Here is a 17,020-nt window from a genome sequence, read left to right on the forward strand (position 1 = left end):
TAAAATCCCTTAGCTCGAAATATGGGGTAGATTGAAGGTCACGGAATCGAATGCGTTCTGTATGGAAGAGTCGGTCGAAACAACTCGGAAATCCGTAAAGACGTACGTTCCCGAGTACCAGAAAGACGAGTGGCAATCCCACGCCGAAGAGCTCGGCATGAGCCAGAGTGAATTCGTTCGAACGATGGTTCAAGCCGGTCGAAAGGGGTTCGATTCGTCTCTCGAGCAACCCCGTTCTGGGGACGCTAACCCTGGGGGTAACGGCCTCGAAACCCGGGTGCTCGAATTGCTGTCGTCTGACACGTACTCGTGGGACGAACTCCTCGAGACAATCGGCGACGACATCGAAGCGCGACTCGAGGAGACACTCAGCGACCTTCAGGACGAGAACCGAATTCGATACAGCGGTCGCCACGGAGGATATACCGTTATCGAGGATACGGATGGCAACTAATGTCGATTCAGCCGAGGATGTTACCGATCCGATCGAGTACTTCCTCGAGGACCAGCGCTATCACGGCAAGAGCGATCGGACGCTCGAGGCCTACGACCGCGTCCTTCGCGAGTTCGAGACGTACGTCAGTTCGGAGTTCGAGGCCGTCGAATCGCCCGGCGACGCCGATCGACGCGAGTGTATGGCCTGGATTCACTCCCTCCGGGGGAATCGAAAACCCAGCACGATCGCGACCTACGCCTCGTATCTCAACCGGTTTTACGACTATATGAACCGAGTCGGAGAATTCGAGGAGAATCCGATGGCGCTTGTCATGGAGGAGATGTCCGAATCGATCGATACGAACCCCACGCGCCGAGATATCTCGGTTTCCGAAATGCGGTCGTTCGTCGATTCGATCGGCCATCCGCTCGAGCGAGCGGTGATCGTCACGCTGCTCAAAACCGGGATGCGTGTCGGCGAACTCTGTAATCTCGACGCGAGAGACCTCAACATCGACGTTTCGGACATTGCGTACGATCTGAATTCCCGCGTCCAACTCGAGCGTCGACCGGACTCGGTGTTCGTCTCCGCAGCGCCCGCTCGAGGAACGACCGTCAACGGAGAGGAGCGAACGGCCTCGAACAAGCGGGAACGAGACACGATCGTTCCCGTGGACGACGAACTCAGCCGGGTGCTCTTGCAGTGGCTCGCGATCCGCCCGGATAGCCGATCATCGGCGGAACCGCTTTTTCTCGACACCGGCGAGTCGTGGGGCCAGCGACTCACACCAGCGGATATTCGCTATATCGTCGAGAAACACGCTCGAGAGCGCGGCTGGTATCGCACGGGTGGTGGCGCGACCGAAAACGTGACGCCACACTACTTTCGACACTTCTTCACGACGCACCTCCGGGATCGGACCGGTGATCGCGGCGTCGTGAAGTACCTCCGTGGAGACGTCGCGAGCGACGTTATCGACACGTACACCCACAACTGGGGCGATCAGGTTCGGACGGTCTACGAGTCGAACATCTATTCTCTTTTTTCCTAGGTTTTCTCTAGGTAATCAGTTTGCGAGAGATCAGTTACTACAATTGTACTAATAATCTAACGGTTCGAATCGGTCACGTATACCGTATTTCGCTATATCATATTCTTCGCCCACGATCGGGGAACGCACGGCGATCCGACTCGAGATGGAAGTACCCAGGTCGCAATTCGCGTGAGAACAGTGACCTAAGAACGGAGGGGAGCCGGTCACTGCTGTAACAATCCCAGGATCCGAGCCCGGACATCGTCGGCGGATTCGTACGATTCGTCGCCGACCGGCCGCAGTACCTCCGCGACGGATTTCGGTCCGTTCTGTGCGTCTATCTCACTGTCACCGTAGGCCTCGAGTACGTCGTCGGTGGTTGCCGGATACTCCAGCGTCTCGAGTTCGTCGTCTAGTTCGCCGAGTCGATCGGTGGATTCGGGGTCGATCGGTTCGGGTTCGTCGGCGCGGTCGCGCGCTTCCTCGAGTTCTCGCTTTCGCTGGCGGCGCTCTGCGTCGTCGGCCTTTTTGTCTCGTGCGTTCTTGTCGTCTGCCATCCCCTATTGTAGGGTGGCGAACGTTATAACGCTGTGTGGCCTGATGGGCGACAAAGATATCCAAAAGTGAACTGAGCGACGATATCGTTCGAGTAGCCTGTCGATTGCGGCGCTAGTGTGTTGCCGTCAGAACGTCGTCGACGTTGAAAATATCCTCTTGTAATCCGTTCCCGTCACAATCGTCGTTCGGGCACTCGTAGTGCCATCCGTCGCGCGTTGCTTCTCCCTCTGCAAACCGCTCTCCGCAGACGTGACAGCAGAGCTGTGATTTCGTACACGAGTCCCGGTGCAACTCGAGTGCAAGTTCAGTCTGAAACGACTGATTACAGTTACGACAGGTGTACATAATTCGTCAGACGACAGCATCCGTAAAAACTGCTTGGATTCTCGTACGTACCGCAAATCCGCCAGATGGGCGTTTTCGCCGCAGTGGCCGAAAGTAACTCGGGCGAGCGTTCCGATTACTCGTCTTGCCCGAGAATACCGCGTTCGGTCATCTTCGCCGGATCGAGTACTTCGTCGGCTTCGTCCTCGGTCAGATACCCCTTCTCGAGAGCGACTTCCCGAACGGTCTTGTCCTCTTTGAGTGCCGTTTTCGCGACTTCGCTGGCTTTGTCGTAGCCGATGTGGACGTTCAGCGAGGTTGCGAGCGCCATCGACTGGAGGACTGCAGACTCACAGTGCTCGCGGTTTGCCTCGAGCTTATCGACGAATCGCTCGGCGAAGATCGAACTCGAGTTCGAGATGAGTTCCGCCGACTCGAGGAAGTTGTGCGCCAGAACGGGTTTGTAGAGGTTGAGGTCGATCTGCCCCTCCGCGGCGCCAGCGGAGACCGCGGCGTCGTTGCCGATAACCTGTTTGTGAACCTGGTTGACGGCCTCGGCGACGACCGGGTTGATCTTGCCGGGCATGATCGACGAGCCTGGCTGGTTTTCGGGTTGTTCGATCTCGCCGAGTCCGTTCCGCGGCCCCGACGCGAGCAGTCGCAGGTCGTTCGCGATTTTGTTGAGCGAGCCGGCGACGACGCGAAGCGCGCCGTGGGCTTCGGACATCGCGTCGTGGGCGGCCTGCGCTTCGAAGTGATTGTCGGCTTCGCGGAACTGCACGCCGGTCTCCTTGGTGATGTACTCTGCGGCGCGGCCGGGGAACTCCTCGTGGGTGTTCAGCCCGGTTCCGGTCGCGGTGCCGCCGAGTGCGAGTTCCGAGAGGTGATCGCGGACCGAATCGACGCGGTCGAGCCCTTTCTGGACCTGCGTCCGGTAGCCGCCGAACTCCTGTCCGAGGGTAACGGGCGTCGCATCCTGCAGGTGTGTACGGCCAGTTTTGACGACGTCGTCGAATTCCTCTTCCTTTCGTTCGAGCGCTTCGCGAAGCGTATCGAGCGCCGGGATCACGTCCTTTTCGACCGCCTCGAGGGCGGCGACGTGCATCGCCGTCGGAATCACGTCGTTGCTGGACTGGCCGTAGTTGACGTGATCGTTCGGGTGGACGACTCGGTCGCCGATCTCCGCACCCATGATTTCGGCGGCCCGGTTCGCGATGACCTCGTTCGCGTTCATGTTCGAGGAGGTTCCCGACCCGGTCTGGAAGATATCGACCGGGAACTGGTCGTCGTGTTCGCCGGCGATGACTTCGTCGGCCGCGTCGATGATCGCCTCTGCTATCTCGTCGTCGACCAGGCCCAGGTCTCGGTTAGCCTGTGCGGCGGCTTTCTTGACGACGCCGAGCGCCCGAACGAAGCGGCGTCCGAACGAGATGCCCGAAACCGGGAAGTTCTGAATCGCTCGCTGGGTCTGTGCACCCCAGTAGGCGTCTTTGGGAACCTGCATTTGGCCGAGACTGTCCTCCTCGGTGCGGAACTCGTCATCATCTGCCATACGCGGAGTGTGGCGATGAGTCAGGTAAAAGCCACCGAAAGTCCGACGCGACCCTTGGAAACGCAACTGCGAGTTCGCGAGGTTCGAGGCGAAAGCGTCGCCCGGACCGTTCTCGAGCCGTGTTGACGATCAGGTCAGGTGAAATCGACGGTGAGTCCAAGGTCGTCCTCGCTCGCGCGTTCACGCAGCGATCGCTGGAGCCGTTTTCGACTGGTTTCGGTAACCGCTCGAGCGTCCTCGAGTTCCAGATCGTAGATCGTCGGGGCCGCCATGGAGAACGAACTCGAACTCGCGGTATCGACGACGACCGAGGCCAGTCCGAGCCGTCGCTGAAAGACCGATCGGTGCGTCGAGATCGTCTGCACTCGATAGTACGGAATAACGGTGGTGCGACGCCGCCAGAAGCCGCGTCGAATCACGAGGTGGTCCTCGCCGACGAAGTACTGGATGTTGACGTAGCGCAGGTGCGCCGCGGGCGGAACGCAGACGAAAACGATCGCGGCGAGGTACCACTGCTCGAGCGACGCCACGAGCGACACGCCGAACACGGCGGCGACGAAGACGCCAGCGATGATCGAGTACCGCGCGAGATAGCGTCTTCGTGCGAGCGTCGGCGGGTTTTGAAACTGCGGGGTTTCGGCCCCGGTCAGTCGCTCGGTGAACTCGTAGACGCGGTCTTTCTCTGCCAGTGGAACGGCAGATTGGCTCCCACTCCCGCTTTCAGGACCGTAACCGGCGGTTTCGATCCACATCCCTGCGTAGTCGATCAGCCGCTGGAGCGGGTTGTCGGTCACCGTGACCGACTGGATCTTCTCCGAGGGGATCGAGCCACTGTATCGCTGGAGCAATCCCCGTTCGTAGACGAAATCGCGTCCGGCCCGGCTGAGGTTGAATCCGTAGTACGCGCCGAAGGTGTAGGCGACGCTCACCAGGTACGTGATGGCGATACCGTAGAGAGCGGAAACGATCGTCAGGACGCCGTAGTTTCCGACGGTCCCCGTTTCGAGGTCCGTCGGGCCGCCGACGGGTTGGGCAACAGTCACCAGATGGTTGATCACGGGATCGATCGCGATGAAGACGAAAAACAACAGCGCCGCACCGAGTGCGGGCCGGAACGACGTAAACGAGTACAACAACAGCTCTCGGGCCTCGAGATCGAACAGCGACTGCGTATCGTCGGCGTGCTGTGTATATCCATCCTGTTGAGCATAATCGGGTTGTGCCCCGGGAGGAGTTTGCGGTGTGCGCTCGTCGGAACGGGGCTGATCGTCGTCGCTGGGTCCGCGGCGATCGCTCGAGTCTGGATCGCCTGTCGCCTCGGGTTCGTCATCCATCGCCCGAGCGTGTTCACGGTCGCTCTCAGAAGCACTCGAACGGGAGTCCGTCGCTCGAGCGGTCCGGCGGCGGATATCATGCTGGAGGCGAGTGGCCTCGTCCTCGCTGACGAAGTTCAACATCGCTTCCGTCTGTCCGCCGCCCGCGGTTTCGATGGAGACGACGGCTAGGCCGAGCAGTCGTTGGACGACGCCGATCCGCACGTCGACGTTCTGGATGCGCCGATAGGGGATTTCACGCGAACGCCTCGAGAAAACGCCCGAGGACACGTCGAACGTCGTCTCGGTGACCTCGTACTCGTAGCGGAAGTAATAGACGACGCCGTAGAGACCTCCCAGCACGAATCCGACCGGAGCGGCCACGATCATCCACGAGGTCGATCCGAACTCGAGAAGGGTTGTCAGCAGGGTGATGGCTGTCGTGGCGAGAAAGAGACCAGCCAGGGCTCGCTGGAACCCTTGCGTGACCGCGGCGAGTGGGTGGAGACGATTCATACTGCGTCGTCCGTGTCACTCTCGATGGCTAGCTCTCGAAGCGTATCCTGCAAGCGTCGCGCACGGTCGGGCGTGAGTCCGGGGACCCGAACGTCCGCGTTTCGCGATCCAGCCGTATAGACCACGACGCTCGAGAGGCCGAGCGCGCGTTCGATCGGTCCGAACTGGGTGTCGACGTGTTGGACCCGAACGAACGGGACCGCCGTCTCGACGAACGTCACGACGCCGCGCTCGAGGTAGAGGGCGTCGTCCTGCAGTTCGAACTGCCAGCGCTGATAGAGCCGGATCGCGTAGGCGATCGCGAGCAAGCCGGCGACCGCAACGACGCCGGCTATCGCTGCCACGGGAACGTCGACGTTCGGAATGACCCGGTCGATGCCGACGAGGATCGCACCAAGGACGGCCGCACCGATCGCCCCCTGGGCGATCCACAGCAATCGAATGCGAGTATTTAGAGATTCCATGTCAGTACGGTATTAGTTCGTGACGATAAAGGTAGGGTGTTGACACCGAGTTACGCGGCGTCCTCGTACTCCGCCGGTGTATACGTCGACAGTTCGAGGGCGTGGATATCGGTCGTCATGTGCCCCTCGAGCGCGTCGTAGACCTGCTGGTGTTGTTGGACCAGCGGGAGTCCGTCGAACGCGGGGGAGACGACCGTCGCCGCGAGGTGATCGTCGTCGTGTTTGCCGCGGGCGCGCGTGACTTCCGCCTCGGCATCCTCAAGTTCGGATTCGATGAGTTCCTCGACGTCAGTTGGGTTCATACTGTCTCCTTTCGCGTCTCGAGCCAAAAGCGCCGCGGTCGACCGTCGCTGGCGGATCCCCCGTGTTTATGCCGGTCGGATACCCGGTGTCGAGTATGTCGCTCGCGAGCGAGACGCGCCGAGCCGCAGCGGACCACCCGTTTCTGATCACCGCCCTGCGTGCGGGTGTCGTCAACTACACCGCCGGCGCGCGGTTTCTCGACATCGACGGCGAAACGGACGCCGTCGCGACCGCGCTCAGACGATACGCCGAGGAGTTACCCGAGTACGAGCCGAGTTCATCCGACGTTCGCATCACCATGAAAAGCGGTATCGGCCCCGTCGAGGGGCTGGACGGGGACGAGACGGATATCGGCGACTGGTCACTCGCAGTTGGCGGTTCTGTATTCGGTCCTGGTGGTGATGGTTACACGGCGGTTCTAGTCAGCGGTGCGGTCGGTCCGTCGTCGCTTGCATCTGGCCTCGAGGCGCTCGCGCTCGAGGAAATCGACGTCGCTGGTGCTGGGATGAATCACGAAACGATGATCGTAGTCGTCGACCGTCTCGACGGAGCGAACGCCGTCCGCGCGCTCGAGCGAGTCCTCGAGGCGGGTCCAGCGCGTGATCTCGAGAATCGGCAGCGTCAGTGTACCGATACATCATCACACGCTTTAACTTCCGTCCACGGATACGGTGAGGTAATGACCCTAAACGTGACGAACACGTTGACGGGCGAGGTCGAGCCGTTCGAGCCACGGGATCCCGAGAACGTGCTTCTCTACTACTGTGGCCTGACGGTTTCGGATCCGCCCCACCTCGGGCACGCGCGCTCGTGGGTCCACGTGGACGTGATGCATCGCTGGCTCGAGCACCTCGGCTACGACGTTCGTCACGTCGAGAACTTCACCGACGTCAACGAGAAGATCGTCGCGCGCGTGGGCGAGAACGACCTCGGCGACAGCGAATCGGAAGTCGCCCGGACGTATATCGATCGAACGATTGAGGACATGCGATCCTTGAATCTCCTGCGGGCGGAAGTCTACCCGAGAGTCTCCGAGCACGTCCCCGAAATCATCGATCTGGTCGAAACGCTGGTCGAGAAGGGGTACGCCTACGAGTCGAACGGGTCGGTCTATTTCGACGTGACGCAGTTCGAGGAGTACGGCAAACTCTCGAATCAAGATCTCGACGAAATCGAATCGCAGGGCGAACCCGACGAGCGCAGTGAGAAACGGCACCCGGCGGATTTCGCGCTCTGGAAGGACGGTGGCGTCGATCCGGACGCGGTCGAGGAACACCGCCACGAGGGCGTCTCCGGCGACCCACCGGCGGGGCTGACCTGGGACTCGCCGTGGGGAGAGGGACGTCCCGGCTGGCACATCGAGTGCTCGGCGATGAGCATGACCCACCTGGGCGAAACGCTCGATATCCACGTCGGCGGACGGGACCTCGTCTTTCCCCACCACGAGAACGAAATCGCCCAGTCCGAGGCGGCGACCGACGCCCGGTTCGCAAACTACTGGCTCCACTGTGAGTTGTTCCAGATGGACGACGAGAAGATGTCCTCGAGCCTCGGCAACTTCGTCACGGTCGGCGAAGCGGTCGACGCCTGGGGAACGAACGCGCTCCGAACCTTCCTCACCGCCGGCTCGTACAACAGCAAACAGCTCTACTCCGACGAGACGATCGCCGAAGCCAGAGAGCGCTGGGACCGACTCGAGCGAGCCTACGACGCCGCCATCGAGGCCGTCGATTCGCCGGATGCGGCGACGAAAGCACACGACGAGACGCTGCGAACCGCTATCGACGACGCTCGAGACGCCTTCGAAGCGGCGATGAACGACGACTTCAACACCCGCGAGGCGCAGTCGGCGCTGCTCGAGGTCGCGACGGCGATCAATCGCCACCTAGATTCGGCTGTTGGTGACGGGAGCGACGACGGCTACGACTACGCCGGGCTTCGCCGCGCGGTCGAAACGCTCGAGGAGTACGGCAGGATCCTCGGGCTTTCGTTCGACGGCCAGACGACCGGATCGGCGGCGCTGGCCGGCGACGTCGTCGAACTCGTCCTCGACGTTCGAGCGGAAGAACGCGAGCGCGGGAACTACGAGCGCGCAGACGAGTTGCGGGACGAACTCGAGGCGCTCGGCGTCGAGGTTCAAGACACCGATGACGGCGCGACTTATCGGCTCGAAACCGACGAATAACGCGAACTGTTGTTTCGAGTGATACGAGTAAGGACGGAATACAGCGTGTCGGGCGCGGGAGGGCACACGATACTTTTACTGCCACTGCAAGTGCCTCGGGAGTATGAACCGCCGCGCATTCATCGCGACAGCCGGCGTCGGGGGCGCGGGACTCACTGCGGGGTGTATCGGGAACTTTCTCGAGGATCTGACCACGTACGAGGCGATCCCGGCGGAGGTTTCGAATGCCGCGCTCGAGGCGACCAGGTACGAACACGACGAGACCGACCGGTGGACCGACGAGGAATCGGTCGCCACCGAAACGGTGGAGGTGACGAGTTACGCAAACGAGTACAGCCGAACGATCGATCTCTCGATCCTCGGACTGGGAGAAATCGAAGCCGGCGTGTTCGGCGCTATCTCGACACCGCAGGTCGACGTTGCAGGAGAGAGTTACAATCCGGTCGGGGAGATGGAACACGACGAACTCCTCGCGGACTTACAGGATCGATACGGAGAGCTTTCGATAGCGAGCGATACCGAAATCGATAGTCGAGAACTCGAGGCCGTATCCCAGACGGTATCGGTGGCGACCTTCGAAGGCGAAGCGACGCTCGAGGACGACGAGAGCGTCGACGTGTTCGTCGATATCAGCCAGCCCGATCACGGCGACGACCACCTGATTTTCGCGGGCGTCTATCCGCAGGACATTCCGGACGAAGACGACCGCATCGACACCCTGATCGAGGGCGTCGAGCACGAGGCCGAATAGTGCCTCGGCGAGGGACGATAGCAGGTTCCCGAATAGGAGTTACAGGCCGAGTGCCGCGCTTACAGTCCAAGCGCCGTCGAAATCTGTACGCCGGTCGCGAGAGCACCGACGAGATAGCCGGCGATCGCACCGCCGTTGAGTAAGGGTAAGCCGGCGTGTGCTCTGCCTTTCGTGACCATATACATCAAGACGAGAAGGCCGGCGGTGGTGCCGATCACGGCTCCGAGCGCCGGGACGTTCAACGCGATCCCCGGAACGTCGATCGCCCCTTCCTCGAGGAAGAACGCGGCGCTTGCGACCAGGATCGTCGGGATGACGGCATCGCCGAGGCCGATAAAGAGGGCGTCCCGTCCGGTTTCTCGGTCGTCGTCCGAACCGGCCGTGGCACTCGAGCCATCGGTGGCAGTCGGATTGTCGGCGTCACTCGAGTCGTTAGTTGTGCTCGAACCGCCGATCGCACTCGAGTCAGGGGTCGAAGGTGCGTCGGTGGTGGCACTCGAGTCGTCCTCGAGAACGCCGTCAGTGCTGCCCTCGGCGAGGTAGGAGTAGGGGAGACTCGTCGGGATGATGAAGATCACCGGGATGTTGAGGTCCATCACGCCGTCTGCGAGGTCCAGCATGTGCTCGGTTTTGTAGACGCTGATCGCGTCGTAGACCGCCAGCACGGCGAGAAACAGGATCGCCGGGAGCAATCCGAAGCTGATGCCGAACAGTCCGGCGGCACCGGCGGCCATCACCACTCCAGCGATGTCGATGACGTACCACTCCGGATAGACGAAGAGCGCGCCGGCGACGCCGATGGCGGCGACGAGCGCGAGCGCATTCACCGAACCGACCGAAACCGCTGGCGGGAGGACCTCGGTGAAGACGTAGTAAGCGAGCATTCCGCTCACGGCGATTATCAACCCCCGAATCAGGCGTTCGGCGTCGTACTTGAACGCCGCCAGCATGAGTCCGGTTGCGACGAGAATAACGGCGAAGTAGATCGCGCTATTGGTCGGGTCCGTGGGGTCGTCGACCGCCTGTCGGTCGGCGTCGTGGAACGGCTCTACCAGCGCCAGCGCGCCGAACTGGACGGTGAGAAACAGCAGGACCGTCACCCCGACGGCGAGGACCATTCGTGCCCGTTGGTTCATAGCCGGTCGTTCGAAGGCCTCCGGTATCTGTGTTTTCTTCTTTGGAGACCGTTCGTTCTCGAATCGTCTCTCTCGAGGATGCTGTTTTGGATGGGGGGCTCTCGAGGACGGATTGCGGCGATTACCGCGCGTAGAGCGTGGTTCCGACCAGCGACGGCTGGTGGACGCCGTCGTCAGTTGTCACCGCGTAATACGGCCGGTCGACGGGACCGAACACGTCGACGACGCGACCGACGTTCGACAGGCTATCGTCGAGTACCATCGTGCCGATCGCGTCGTCGACGTCGTCGCGGTCTCCCGTCGCACCCGACGATTCGGCGTCCGATTTGAGGATAACGAGTCCCTGCGAGATTCGGACGACCTGGCCAACTCGCTGCATCACTCGCGCATGGCGACGACGTAGGCCGCCACGGCCTGCACCAGATCGTTCTTCGTCGAGTCCTCCGCACCGCGGACGACGACCCGACCCCGCTCGTCCCAGGGCGCTCTCGAGTAAGACTTATCGCGCTCGACGATAGCGTCGTAGCCGATCTGCTGGACAGCCTTCGCGATTTCGTCGACAGTCGGTTCGTCGACGGCGAGATCCTCGGGGACGCGGCGTCCGTCGGCCCGGGAACAGGTCGCATCGAGATAGGCGGGCCAGATGACGTTTTCGACCATGTTCATCCCTGCGAAGGCCGGCGGGTAAATCCTTTTCATCGGCTGACGATGATCTGAGAATCAACCCGGTACAAAACAGGGACGGGCCGCAAGCGTGTCGCTCTTACTCCTAGCGTCGGCGGAGTGCGAACGCGCTCACCGCGAGCAGGGCCGCGACGGCGACCGGAACGCCGAATCCGGGGATCGACTCACCGTCGTCGTTCGGTTCGCCGCCGTCATCTTCTGTCGAATCACCGGGTTCACTTGGGTCGTACACCCGTTGTTCATCGTCGATGTTCGCCAAGTCCGCCTCGATTTCGGCGTAGGAATCGGGGTAGATGTTCTGAACGATCTCTTCGATCGCGAAGACGACCCGCGGGGCGGGTTGGCTCATCGCGTTGTTATCGACGGCCATCACGTTACTCTCGGCGTAGGCCGTCGTGTTCTCAACGCCGGCGCTGAACGGGAATTCTCCCTCCTCGCCGGTGGGGTGAATAATCCACTCGGGATCCTCCTCGACGATCTGTTCCGAGTCGATTTCGCCCCACGACCGCTCGAGGCCGACCCGCTCGGCCAGGTTCTCAACGCCGGCAGTGGTGAGCACTTCATGCTGGAAGGAGTTCGTTCCAGTGGTCGATCCCCCGCGCATGTCGTAGAACGCGAGCGGTCGGTCCTCGGTATCGTCAGCCGTCGCGTTCTCGAGGAGTTCGATCCGCTCGTCCATCCATTCGACCGTTTGATTTGCGCCGTCGCACTCGCCGACCAGTTCGCCCGTAGTGAGTACGTTCTCCCGAACGTCGTCGATCGAGTTGCCTTCGCCGAAGACGTAGACGTCGAGTCCGGCCTCTTGAAGCTGATCGACGTCTCCGTCCTCGGTCGTGTTGGCGGCGAGGACGAGGTCGGGATCGAGCGCGACGACCTGTTCGACGAGGACGTCGTAGCCGTCCGTCATCGCCTCTCTGTCACCCATCTCGAGGTCGGCAGTTGCTGGATTTTCGGGCATTCCAGTCAGTCGATCCTCGGCACCGATTTCGAACATCGTCTGCGCGTCGCTCGGCTGGAGCGCGACGACGGAATCGGGCGCTTGCTCGAGCGAGAGGGTCTCGCCCGTCGCGTCGGTAAACTCTGCTGGGTACTCGCACTCAGCTTGCGCCGCGCTGGTCGAACCCAGCCGTTCGCTCGCGTCGGTTTCGGTGGGCTCACCGGCCGCGGCCAGCGGCGCGAACGCCGACGTAACGAGGACAATGGTCAATAATACTGCCAGTTTCCGTTGCATTCGGCTGTGTATCCGCGGTACTTCAACAAATATTTGGCTACTCCAACCCTGGTTGGTGTCGATGAAGCGATCGGTCCGAACCGTTCTCTGGTCGGCCGGCCTGAGTTGCCTCCTCGTCGCTGCCGTCGTCGTCAGCGCCGGACTCGGATCGGTCTGGATCGAACCACCGACCGTCGCGATGGCGATTCTCAACGCCATTGCCGTGCCGACTGGACTCGCGATGGAGACCGGTTCGATTCCGCTGATCGGCTGGACGATCCCAGTTCCGGGCCTCGAGTACACGAACGTCTTTTCGTTCGACATCGCCACGACGCATCAGGTCATCGTCGAAACGTTGCGACTGCCCCGGATCGCACTCGCGGCGACGGTCGGATTCGCGCTGGCGGCCGCTGGAACCGTGATGCAGGGGTTCTTTCGGAACCCGCTTGCCGATCCCTCCATAATCGGCGTCTCCTCGGGAGCGGCCGCCGGTGCCGTCGCGGCGATAGCGTTTCCCACGCTGATTCCCTTCGGGGGGCTCCACCTCGCGGCGTTCGTCGGCGCGCTCGGAACCGCCTTTCTGGTCTACGCGATCGCGACCGACGGCGGGAGAACTCCCGTCGCGACGTTGCTCCTCGCGGGCGTCGCCGTGCAGGCGTTTCTCGGCGCGGCCATCTCCTACATGCTCGTCTACAGCGGCGACGACCTCAGAGAAGCGACCATCTGGATGATGGGGCACCTCCAGAACAGTTCCTGGGGCGACGTTGCGTTCGCCCTGCCGATCTCGCTGATCGGCGTCCTCGTCCTCGGCGGCTTCACTCGAGAGATGAACGTCCTCTTGCTCGGCGAAGAGGACGCACAGCACCTCGGCGTCAACGTGGAGCGAACGAAGTTGCTCTTGCTCGCGCTCGCGAGTATCGTCACGGCCGCGGGGGTGGCGGTCGCGGGCGTCATCGGCTTCGTCGGATTGGTCGTCCCGCACATCATGCGGCTGCTCGTCGGCCCCGATCACCGGATTTTGCTCCCGACGAGCGCGCTCGCCGGTGCCTCCTTTCTCGTCGCGACCGATACGATCGCCCGGCTCGATTCGGTGTCGTTGCCGCTCGGGATCGAGTTCGGGATGCCCGTCGTTCCCGTCGGCATCGTTACCGCGGCGCTGGGCGCGCCGTTTTTCCTGTTCTTGCTCACCCGACGAGAGGTGCATTCGGTATGAACGAGAGTGAAAACGCGACTTCCGGCGCGATCGCCGTCGAAAACGTCGGGATCTCGTTCGGCGATGTCCGCGTCCTCGAGGACGTATCGGTCACCATCGAGCCGGGTGAGTTCGTCGGGCTCGTCGGCCCGAACGGGGCCGGGAAGACGACGCTGCTGCGTGCGATCAGCGGCGCACTCGAGCCCGAGAAGGGACGAATCACGATCGATGACGTGGCCGTTCACGACGTGTCGGCACGCGCCTCGAGCCGGCTCGTCTCGGTCGTTCCGCAGGATACGAGCCTCTCGTTTTCGTTTCCCGTTCGAGACGTCGTCGAAATGGGGCGGTATCCGCATCGGTCGCGGTTCTCGCCGCCGACGCAGGCGGATCGGGACGCGGTCGAGCAGGCCCTCGAGCGAACCCGTACCGAGGAGCTCGCGGACCGGCCGATCGACGAGATAAGCGGCGGACAGCGCCAGCGGGTCGTCCTCGCCAGAGCCATCGCACAGGAAACGCCAGCGCTCTTGCTCGACGAACCGACGGGGAGTCTGGACATCAATCATCAGATCGAGACCCTCGAGTTGGTCCGGGAGCTGGTCGAGAGCGGCCAAGCGGTCTGTGCAGCCATCCACGACCTGAATCTGGCGGCGCGGTACTGTGACAGGCTGGTGATGCTCGCCGACGGCGGCGTTCGGCGAACGGGACCGCCCGAGGACGTGCTAACCGCGGAAACGCTCTCGGACGTGTTCGATTCGAACGCAGCCGTTACCGAAAACCCAGTTACTGGAACGGGGACGGTCACCGCGCTACCGGCCGCCGAACTTTCGGGCCGCGATGACAACGACGATTGCGAAACGGCGAGTACCGCACCTACGATACCCGATCGCGTCCACGTCCTCGGCTCCGGATCGGCGGCGACCGGCGTGCTCGCGCGATTGTATAACGCGGGCGTTCGAACCTCACTCGGACCGGTTCCGAGCAGCGATATCGCCGCGGAAACCGCTCGCCGACTCGAGATTGAGCGAATCGAAGCGGCGCCGTTCGATTCGCTCTCCGAGCGAGACATCGAGGCGTTCGAGGCGGCTGTGACGGCGAGCGACGCGGTGGTCCTCGCCGACGTCACGGTGAGTTCGGGGAACCAACTCGTTCTCGAGGAACTGCCAGCCGGGACACCCCTCGTCGTCGTCGAGACGCGGCCGTTCGAGGAGCGACACTTCGCCGGCGATGAGGCTCGACAGTTGTATGAAAAGTGCTGTTCGCGCGCACGCGAGGCAGATTCTTCGGGTGTGTCCGAGGACTTGGTAGGCGTGCTCGAGGATTCGGAAGGGGTCCTCGAGGCGGTTTCGCGGGCGGTTGCGGAACGGGACGAGGCGATCGACGCCGACCAGAAAGATACCGCTCCATCGGACTCGACGACCGGAACGGCCCGGACGAACTGAACGGTTTTTTACCCTTCGCCCTCCGAGTGGTCGACAATGACCGAGGACGAGTACGACTACGAAGCACTCGGGCTCGTCGCCGGGCTGGAGATCCACCAGCAACTCGATACGGCGACGAAGCTGTTCTGTCAGTGCCCGACGGCGATTCGCGAACCCGAGGACGCGTCGCGTCAGTTCACCCGCTATCTCCACCCGACGCGCAGCGAACTCGGCGAACTCGACGACGCCGCCGTCGAGGAGAGTAAGGTCGAGCGCGAGTTCACCTACCTCGCCTACGACTCGACCTGTCTGGTCGAGGAGGACGACGAACCCCCGCATCGACTGGACGAGGAGGCCCTCGAGACCGCGCTCGAGGTCGCCCAGCTGATGGACATGAACCCGGTCGATCAGGCCCACGTCATGCGAAAGATCGTCGTCGACGGCTCGAACACGTCGGGCTTCCAGCGGTCGACGCTGATCGCGACCGGCGGATCGATCGAGACGAGCGACGGAGCGGTCGGGATCGAGGACCTCCTGCTCGAGGAAGAAAGCGCCCAGCGCGTCGAAGAGACCGACGATGGCGTCACCTACGGTCTCGATCGGCTCGGCATTCCGCTGGTCGAGATCGGAACCAGCCCGGATATCCGATCGCCGGAACAGGCCCTCGAGGCCGCAGAGCGAATCGGGATGTTGCTCCGCTCGACGGGGAAAGTAAAGCGCGGGCTCGGGACGATCCGCCAGGACGTCAACGTCTCCATCGAGGACGGTGCCCGCGTCGAGATCAAAGGCGTCCAGAGTTTGGACGATATCGACGACATCGTCCGCAACGAGGTCCGGCGGCAGGCGAAACTCGTCGAAATCGTCGAGGAACTCGCCGAACGGGATGCCGGCGTTGGAGATCCACGGACCGTGACCGAGGTCTTCGAGGGGACGGAAAGCGGCGTTATCGGCGGTGCGCTCTCGTCGGGGGGGTCGGTGACCGCCGTTCCCTTGTACGGATTCGACGGGCTCGTCGGACGCGAAATCGCGCCGGATCGACGACTCGGAACCGAGTTCTCGGATCACGCGAAACGCCACGGAGCGGGGGGAATTTTCCACACCGACGAGCTTCCGGCCTACGGCGTGACCGACGAGGAAGTCCAGTCGCTTCGGGATGCGGTCGACGCTGGCGAAAACGACGCCGTCGCTATCGTCGCCGCGGAGACTGCCGTTGCGGAATCGGCTATCGAGGCCGTCGCAGCGCGCGCACGAACCGCACTCGAGGGCGTCCCGGAGGAAACCCGTGGGGCCAACGACGACGGGACGACTCGATACCTCCGGCCGCTGCCCGGTGCCGCGCGGATGTACCCGGAGACGGACGTCCCGCCGGTCGAACCCGACCCGAGTGACGTGCCCGAGCCCGAACTCCTGACCGAGAAGGTCGAGCGCTACCAGGAGGAGTACGGTCTCGGCGAGGGGCTGTCCGAACAGGTCGCCTACGGCACGCACATGTCCTTCTTCGAGGACGTGGTGGCAGACGGTATCGATCCCACGCTGGCTGCGACCACGCTCGAGTCGACGCTCACGGAACTCCGGCGCGACGACGTGCCGGTCGATCAGTTGACGGCTGATCATCTCGAGGGCGTCCTCGAGATGGCCGAGGACGGCGACCTGCCGAACGAGGGGATTCCGGACCTGTTGTCGGTGCTGGCAGAAGAGCCCGAACAGTCGCCGGAAGCCGCCGCAGAGGATGCGGGGCTCGGCTCCGCGGGCGAAGACGAGGTTCGGGAAACGATCGTCGAGGTCGTCGAGCGCAACGAAGGGCAGGTCGAAGAGGAGGGCATGCAAGCCTTTTCCGGACTGATGGGCGAGTGTATGGGCGCGCTTCGCGGGAAGGCGGACGGCGACCTCGTGAGCGAACTGCTCCGCGAGGAGATTCAAAAGCGAGCCTGAGGAGGTTCGCTAG

The 17,020-nt window shown here is 62.6% G+C and carries 17 protein-coding genes and 1 pseudogene; 8 read left to right on the forward strand and 10 right to left on the reverse strand.

What is annotated here, in order from left to right; all coding sequences use genetic code 11:
* Nucleotides 1-61: 61 nt before the first annotated feature.
* Both HALLA_RS07040 and HALLA_RS07045 read left to right on the forward strand, forming a co-directional pair.
* On the forward strand, nt 62-454 hold the full coding sequence (locus HALLA_RS07040) for a DUF5805 domain-containing protein (RefSeq protein WP_049952692.1): 393 nt from the start codon (nt 62-64) through the stop codon (nt 452-454).
* Nucleotides 444-1,487, forward strand: a complete 1,044-nt coding sequence (locus HALLA_RS07045; protein ID WP_049952693.1) for a tyrosine-type recombinase/integrase — start codon at nt 444-446, stop codon at nt 1,485-1,487. The genes HALLA_RS07040 and HALLA_RS07045 overlap by 11 nt, the downstream gene beginning before the upstream one ends.
* Before the next feature lie 206 nt (nt 1,488-1,693).
* Here HALLA_RS07045 and HALLA_RS07050 read toward each other — a convergent pair whose 3' ends face one another.
* The 6 genes from HALLA_RS07050 to HALLA_RS07075 all read right to left on the reverse strand — a co-directional run bounded on the left by HALLA_RS07050 (nt 1,694) and on the right by HALLA_RS07075 (nt 6,498).
* Entirely contained in the window at nt 1,694-2,026 is a 333-nt protein-coding gene (locus HALLA_RS07050) for a DUF5789 family protein (RefSeq protein ID WP_049952694.1), read from the reverse strand.
* A 112-nt stretch (nt 2,027-2,138) separates the two neighbouring features.
* Nucleotides 2,139-2,372, reverse strand: a complete 234-nt coding sequence (locus HALLA_RS07055) for an HVO_2901 family zinc finger protein (RefSeq protein ID WP_049952695.1) — start codon at nt 2,370-2,372, stop codon at nt 2,139-2,141.
* Nucleotides 2,373-2,487: 115 nt separating this feature from the next.
* On the reverse strand, nt 2,488-3,903 hold the full coding sequence (locus tag HALLA_RS07060; protein WP_049952696.1) for a class II fumarate hydratase: 1,416 nt from the start codon (nt 3,901-3,903) through the stop codon (nt 2,488-2,490).
* Nucleotides 3,904-4,037: 134 nt separating this feature from the next.
* Complete coding sequence (locus HALLA_RS07065) at nt 4,038-5,732, reverse strand: PH domain-containing protein (RefSeq protein WP_049952697.1); 1,695 nt, start codon at nt 5,730-5,732, stop codon at nt 4,038-4,040.
* Nucleotides 5,729-6,196, reverse strand: coding sequence for a PH domain-containing protein (locus HALLA_RS07070; RefSeq protein WP_049952698.1), 468 nt, complete (start codon nt 6,194-6,196; stop codon nt 5,729-5,731). Before HALLA_RS07070 ends, HALLA_RS07065 begins: the two co-directional genes overlap by 4 nt.
* Before the next feature lie 50 nt (nt 6,197-6,246).
* Nucleotides 6,247-6,498, reverse strand: a complete 252-nt coding sequence (locus HALLA_RS07075; RefSeq protein WP_049952699.1) for a BolA family protein — start codon at nt 6,496-6,498, stop codon at nt 6,247-6,249.
* Between the two features lie 95 nt (nt 6,499-6,593).
* Between HALLA_RS07075 and HALLA_RS21825 the strand changes: the two are divergent.
* The 3 genes and pseudogenes from HALLA_RS21825 to HALLA_RS07085 form a co-directional block, all read left to right on the forward strand.
* Nucleotides 6,594-7,064, forward strand: a pseudogene (locus HALLA_RS21825) (DUF7523 family protein); the annotation flags it as partial.
* A gap of 114 nt (nt 7,065-7,178) precedes the next feature.
* Nucleotides 7,179-8,684, forward strand: coding sequence for a cysteine--tRNA ligase (gene cysS / locus HALLA_RS07080; protein ID WP_049954025.1), 1,506 nt, complete (start codon nt 7,179-7,181; stop codon nt 8,682-8,684).
* Between the two features lie 103 nt (nt 8,685-8,787).
* Entirely contained in the window at nt 8,788-9,435 is a 648-nt protein-coding gene (locus HALLA_RS07085; protein ID WP_049952700.1) for a DUF6517 family protein, read from the forward strand.
* 59 nt (nt 9,436-9,494) lie between these two features.
* Here HALLA_RS07085 and HALLA_RS07090 read toward each other — a convergent pair whose 3' ends face one another.
* From HALLA_RS07090 to HALLA_RS07105, 4 genes are all read right to left on the reverse strand, one after another.
* On the reverse strand, nt 9,495-10,571 hold the full coding sequence (locus tag HALLA_RS07090; RefSeq protein ID WP_049952701.1) for a presenilin family intramembrane aspartyl protease PSH: 1,077 nt from the start codon (nt 10,569-10,571) through the stop codon (nt 9,495-9,497).
* Nucleotides 10,572-10,692: 121 nt separating this feature from the next.
* The gene (locus tag HALLA_RS07095) at nt 10,693-10,950 is read right to left on the reverse strand and encodes an H/ACA ribonucleoprotein complex subunit GAR1 (RefSeq protein ID WP_049952702.1); all 258 of its coding nucleotides are present in this window, start codon (nt 10,948-10,950) and stop codon (nt 10,693-10,695) included.
* Nucleotides 10,950-11,231: a signal recognition particle subunit SRP19 gene (srp19, locus tag HALLA_RS07100; RefSeq protein WP_049954026.1), complete on the reverse strand. Its 282-nt coding sequence runs from the start codon at nt 11,229-11,231 to the stop codon at nt 10,950-10,952. Before srp19 ends, HALLA_RS07095 begins: the two co-directional genes overlap by 1 nt.
* 109 nt (nt 11,232-11,340) lie before the next feature.
* Complete coding sequence (locus HALLA_RS07105; RefSeq protein ID WP_049952703.1) at nt 11,341-12,486, reverse strand: PGF-CTERM-anchored ABC transporter substrate-binding protein; 1,146 nt, start codon at nt 12,484-12,486, stop codon at nt 11,341-11,343.
* A gap of 61 nt (nt 12,487-12,547) precedes the next feature.
* Here HALLA_RS07105 and btuC point away from each other — a divergent pair, with 61 nt between their 5' ends.
* From btuC to gatE, 3 genes are read left to right on the forward strand one after another with little or no spacing between them, the layout of a single operon-like run.
* Complete coding sequence (btuC, locus tag HALLA_RS07110; RefSeq protein WP_049952704.1) at nt 12,548-13,678, forward strand: vitamin B12 ABC transporter permease BtuC; 1,131 nt, start codon at nt 12,548-12,550, stop codon at nt 13,676-13,678.
* Nucleotides 13,675-15,096: a heme ABC transporter ATP-binding protein gene (locus HALLA_RS07115; RefSeq protein ID WP_084568947.1), complete on the forward strand. Its 1,422-nt coding sequence runs from the start codon at nt 13,675-13,677 to the stop codon at nt 15,094-15,096. Before btuC ends, HALLA_RS07115 begins: the two co-directional genes overlap by 4 nt.
* A gap of 36 nt (nt 15,097-15,132) precedes the next feature.
* Nucleotides 15,133-17,007 (forward strand): Glu-tRNA(Gln) amidotransferase subunit GatE, encoded by a 1,875-nt coding sequence (gene gatE, locus HALLA_RS07120; protein ID WP_049952705.1) that lies wholly within the window; start codon nt 15,133-15,135, stop codon nt 17,005-17,007.
* Nucleotides 17,008-17,020 lie beyond the last annotated feature (13 nt).

The sequence above is a fragment of the Halostagnicola larsenii XH-48 genome, from assembly GCF_000517625.1.
Lineage (GTDB): Archaea > Halobacteriota > Halobacteria > Halobacteriales > Natrialbaceae > Halostagnicola > Halostagnicola larsenii.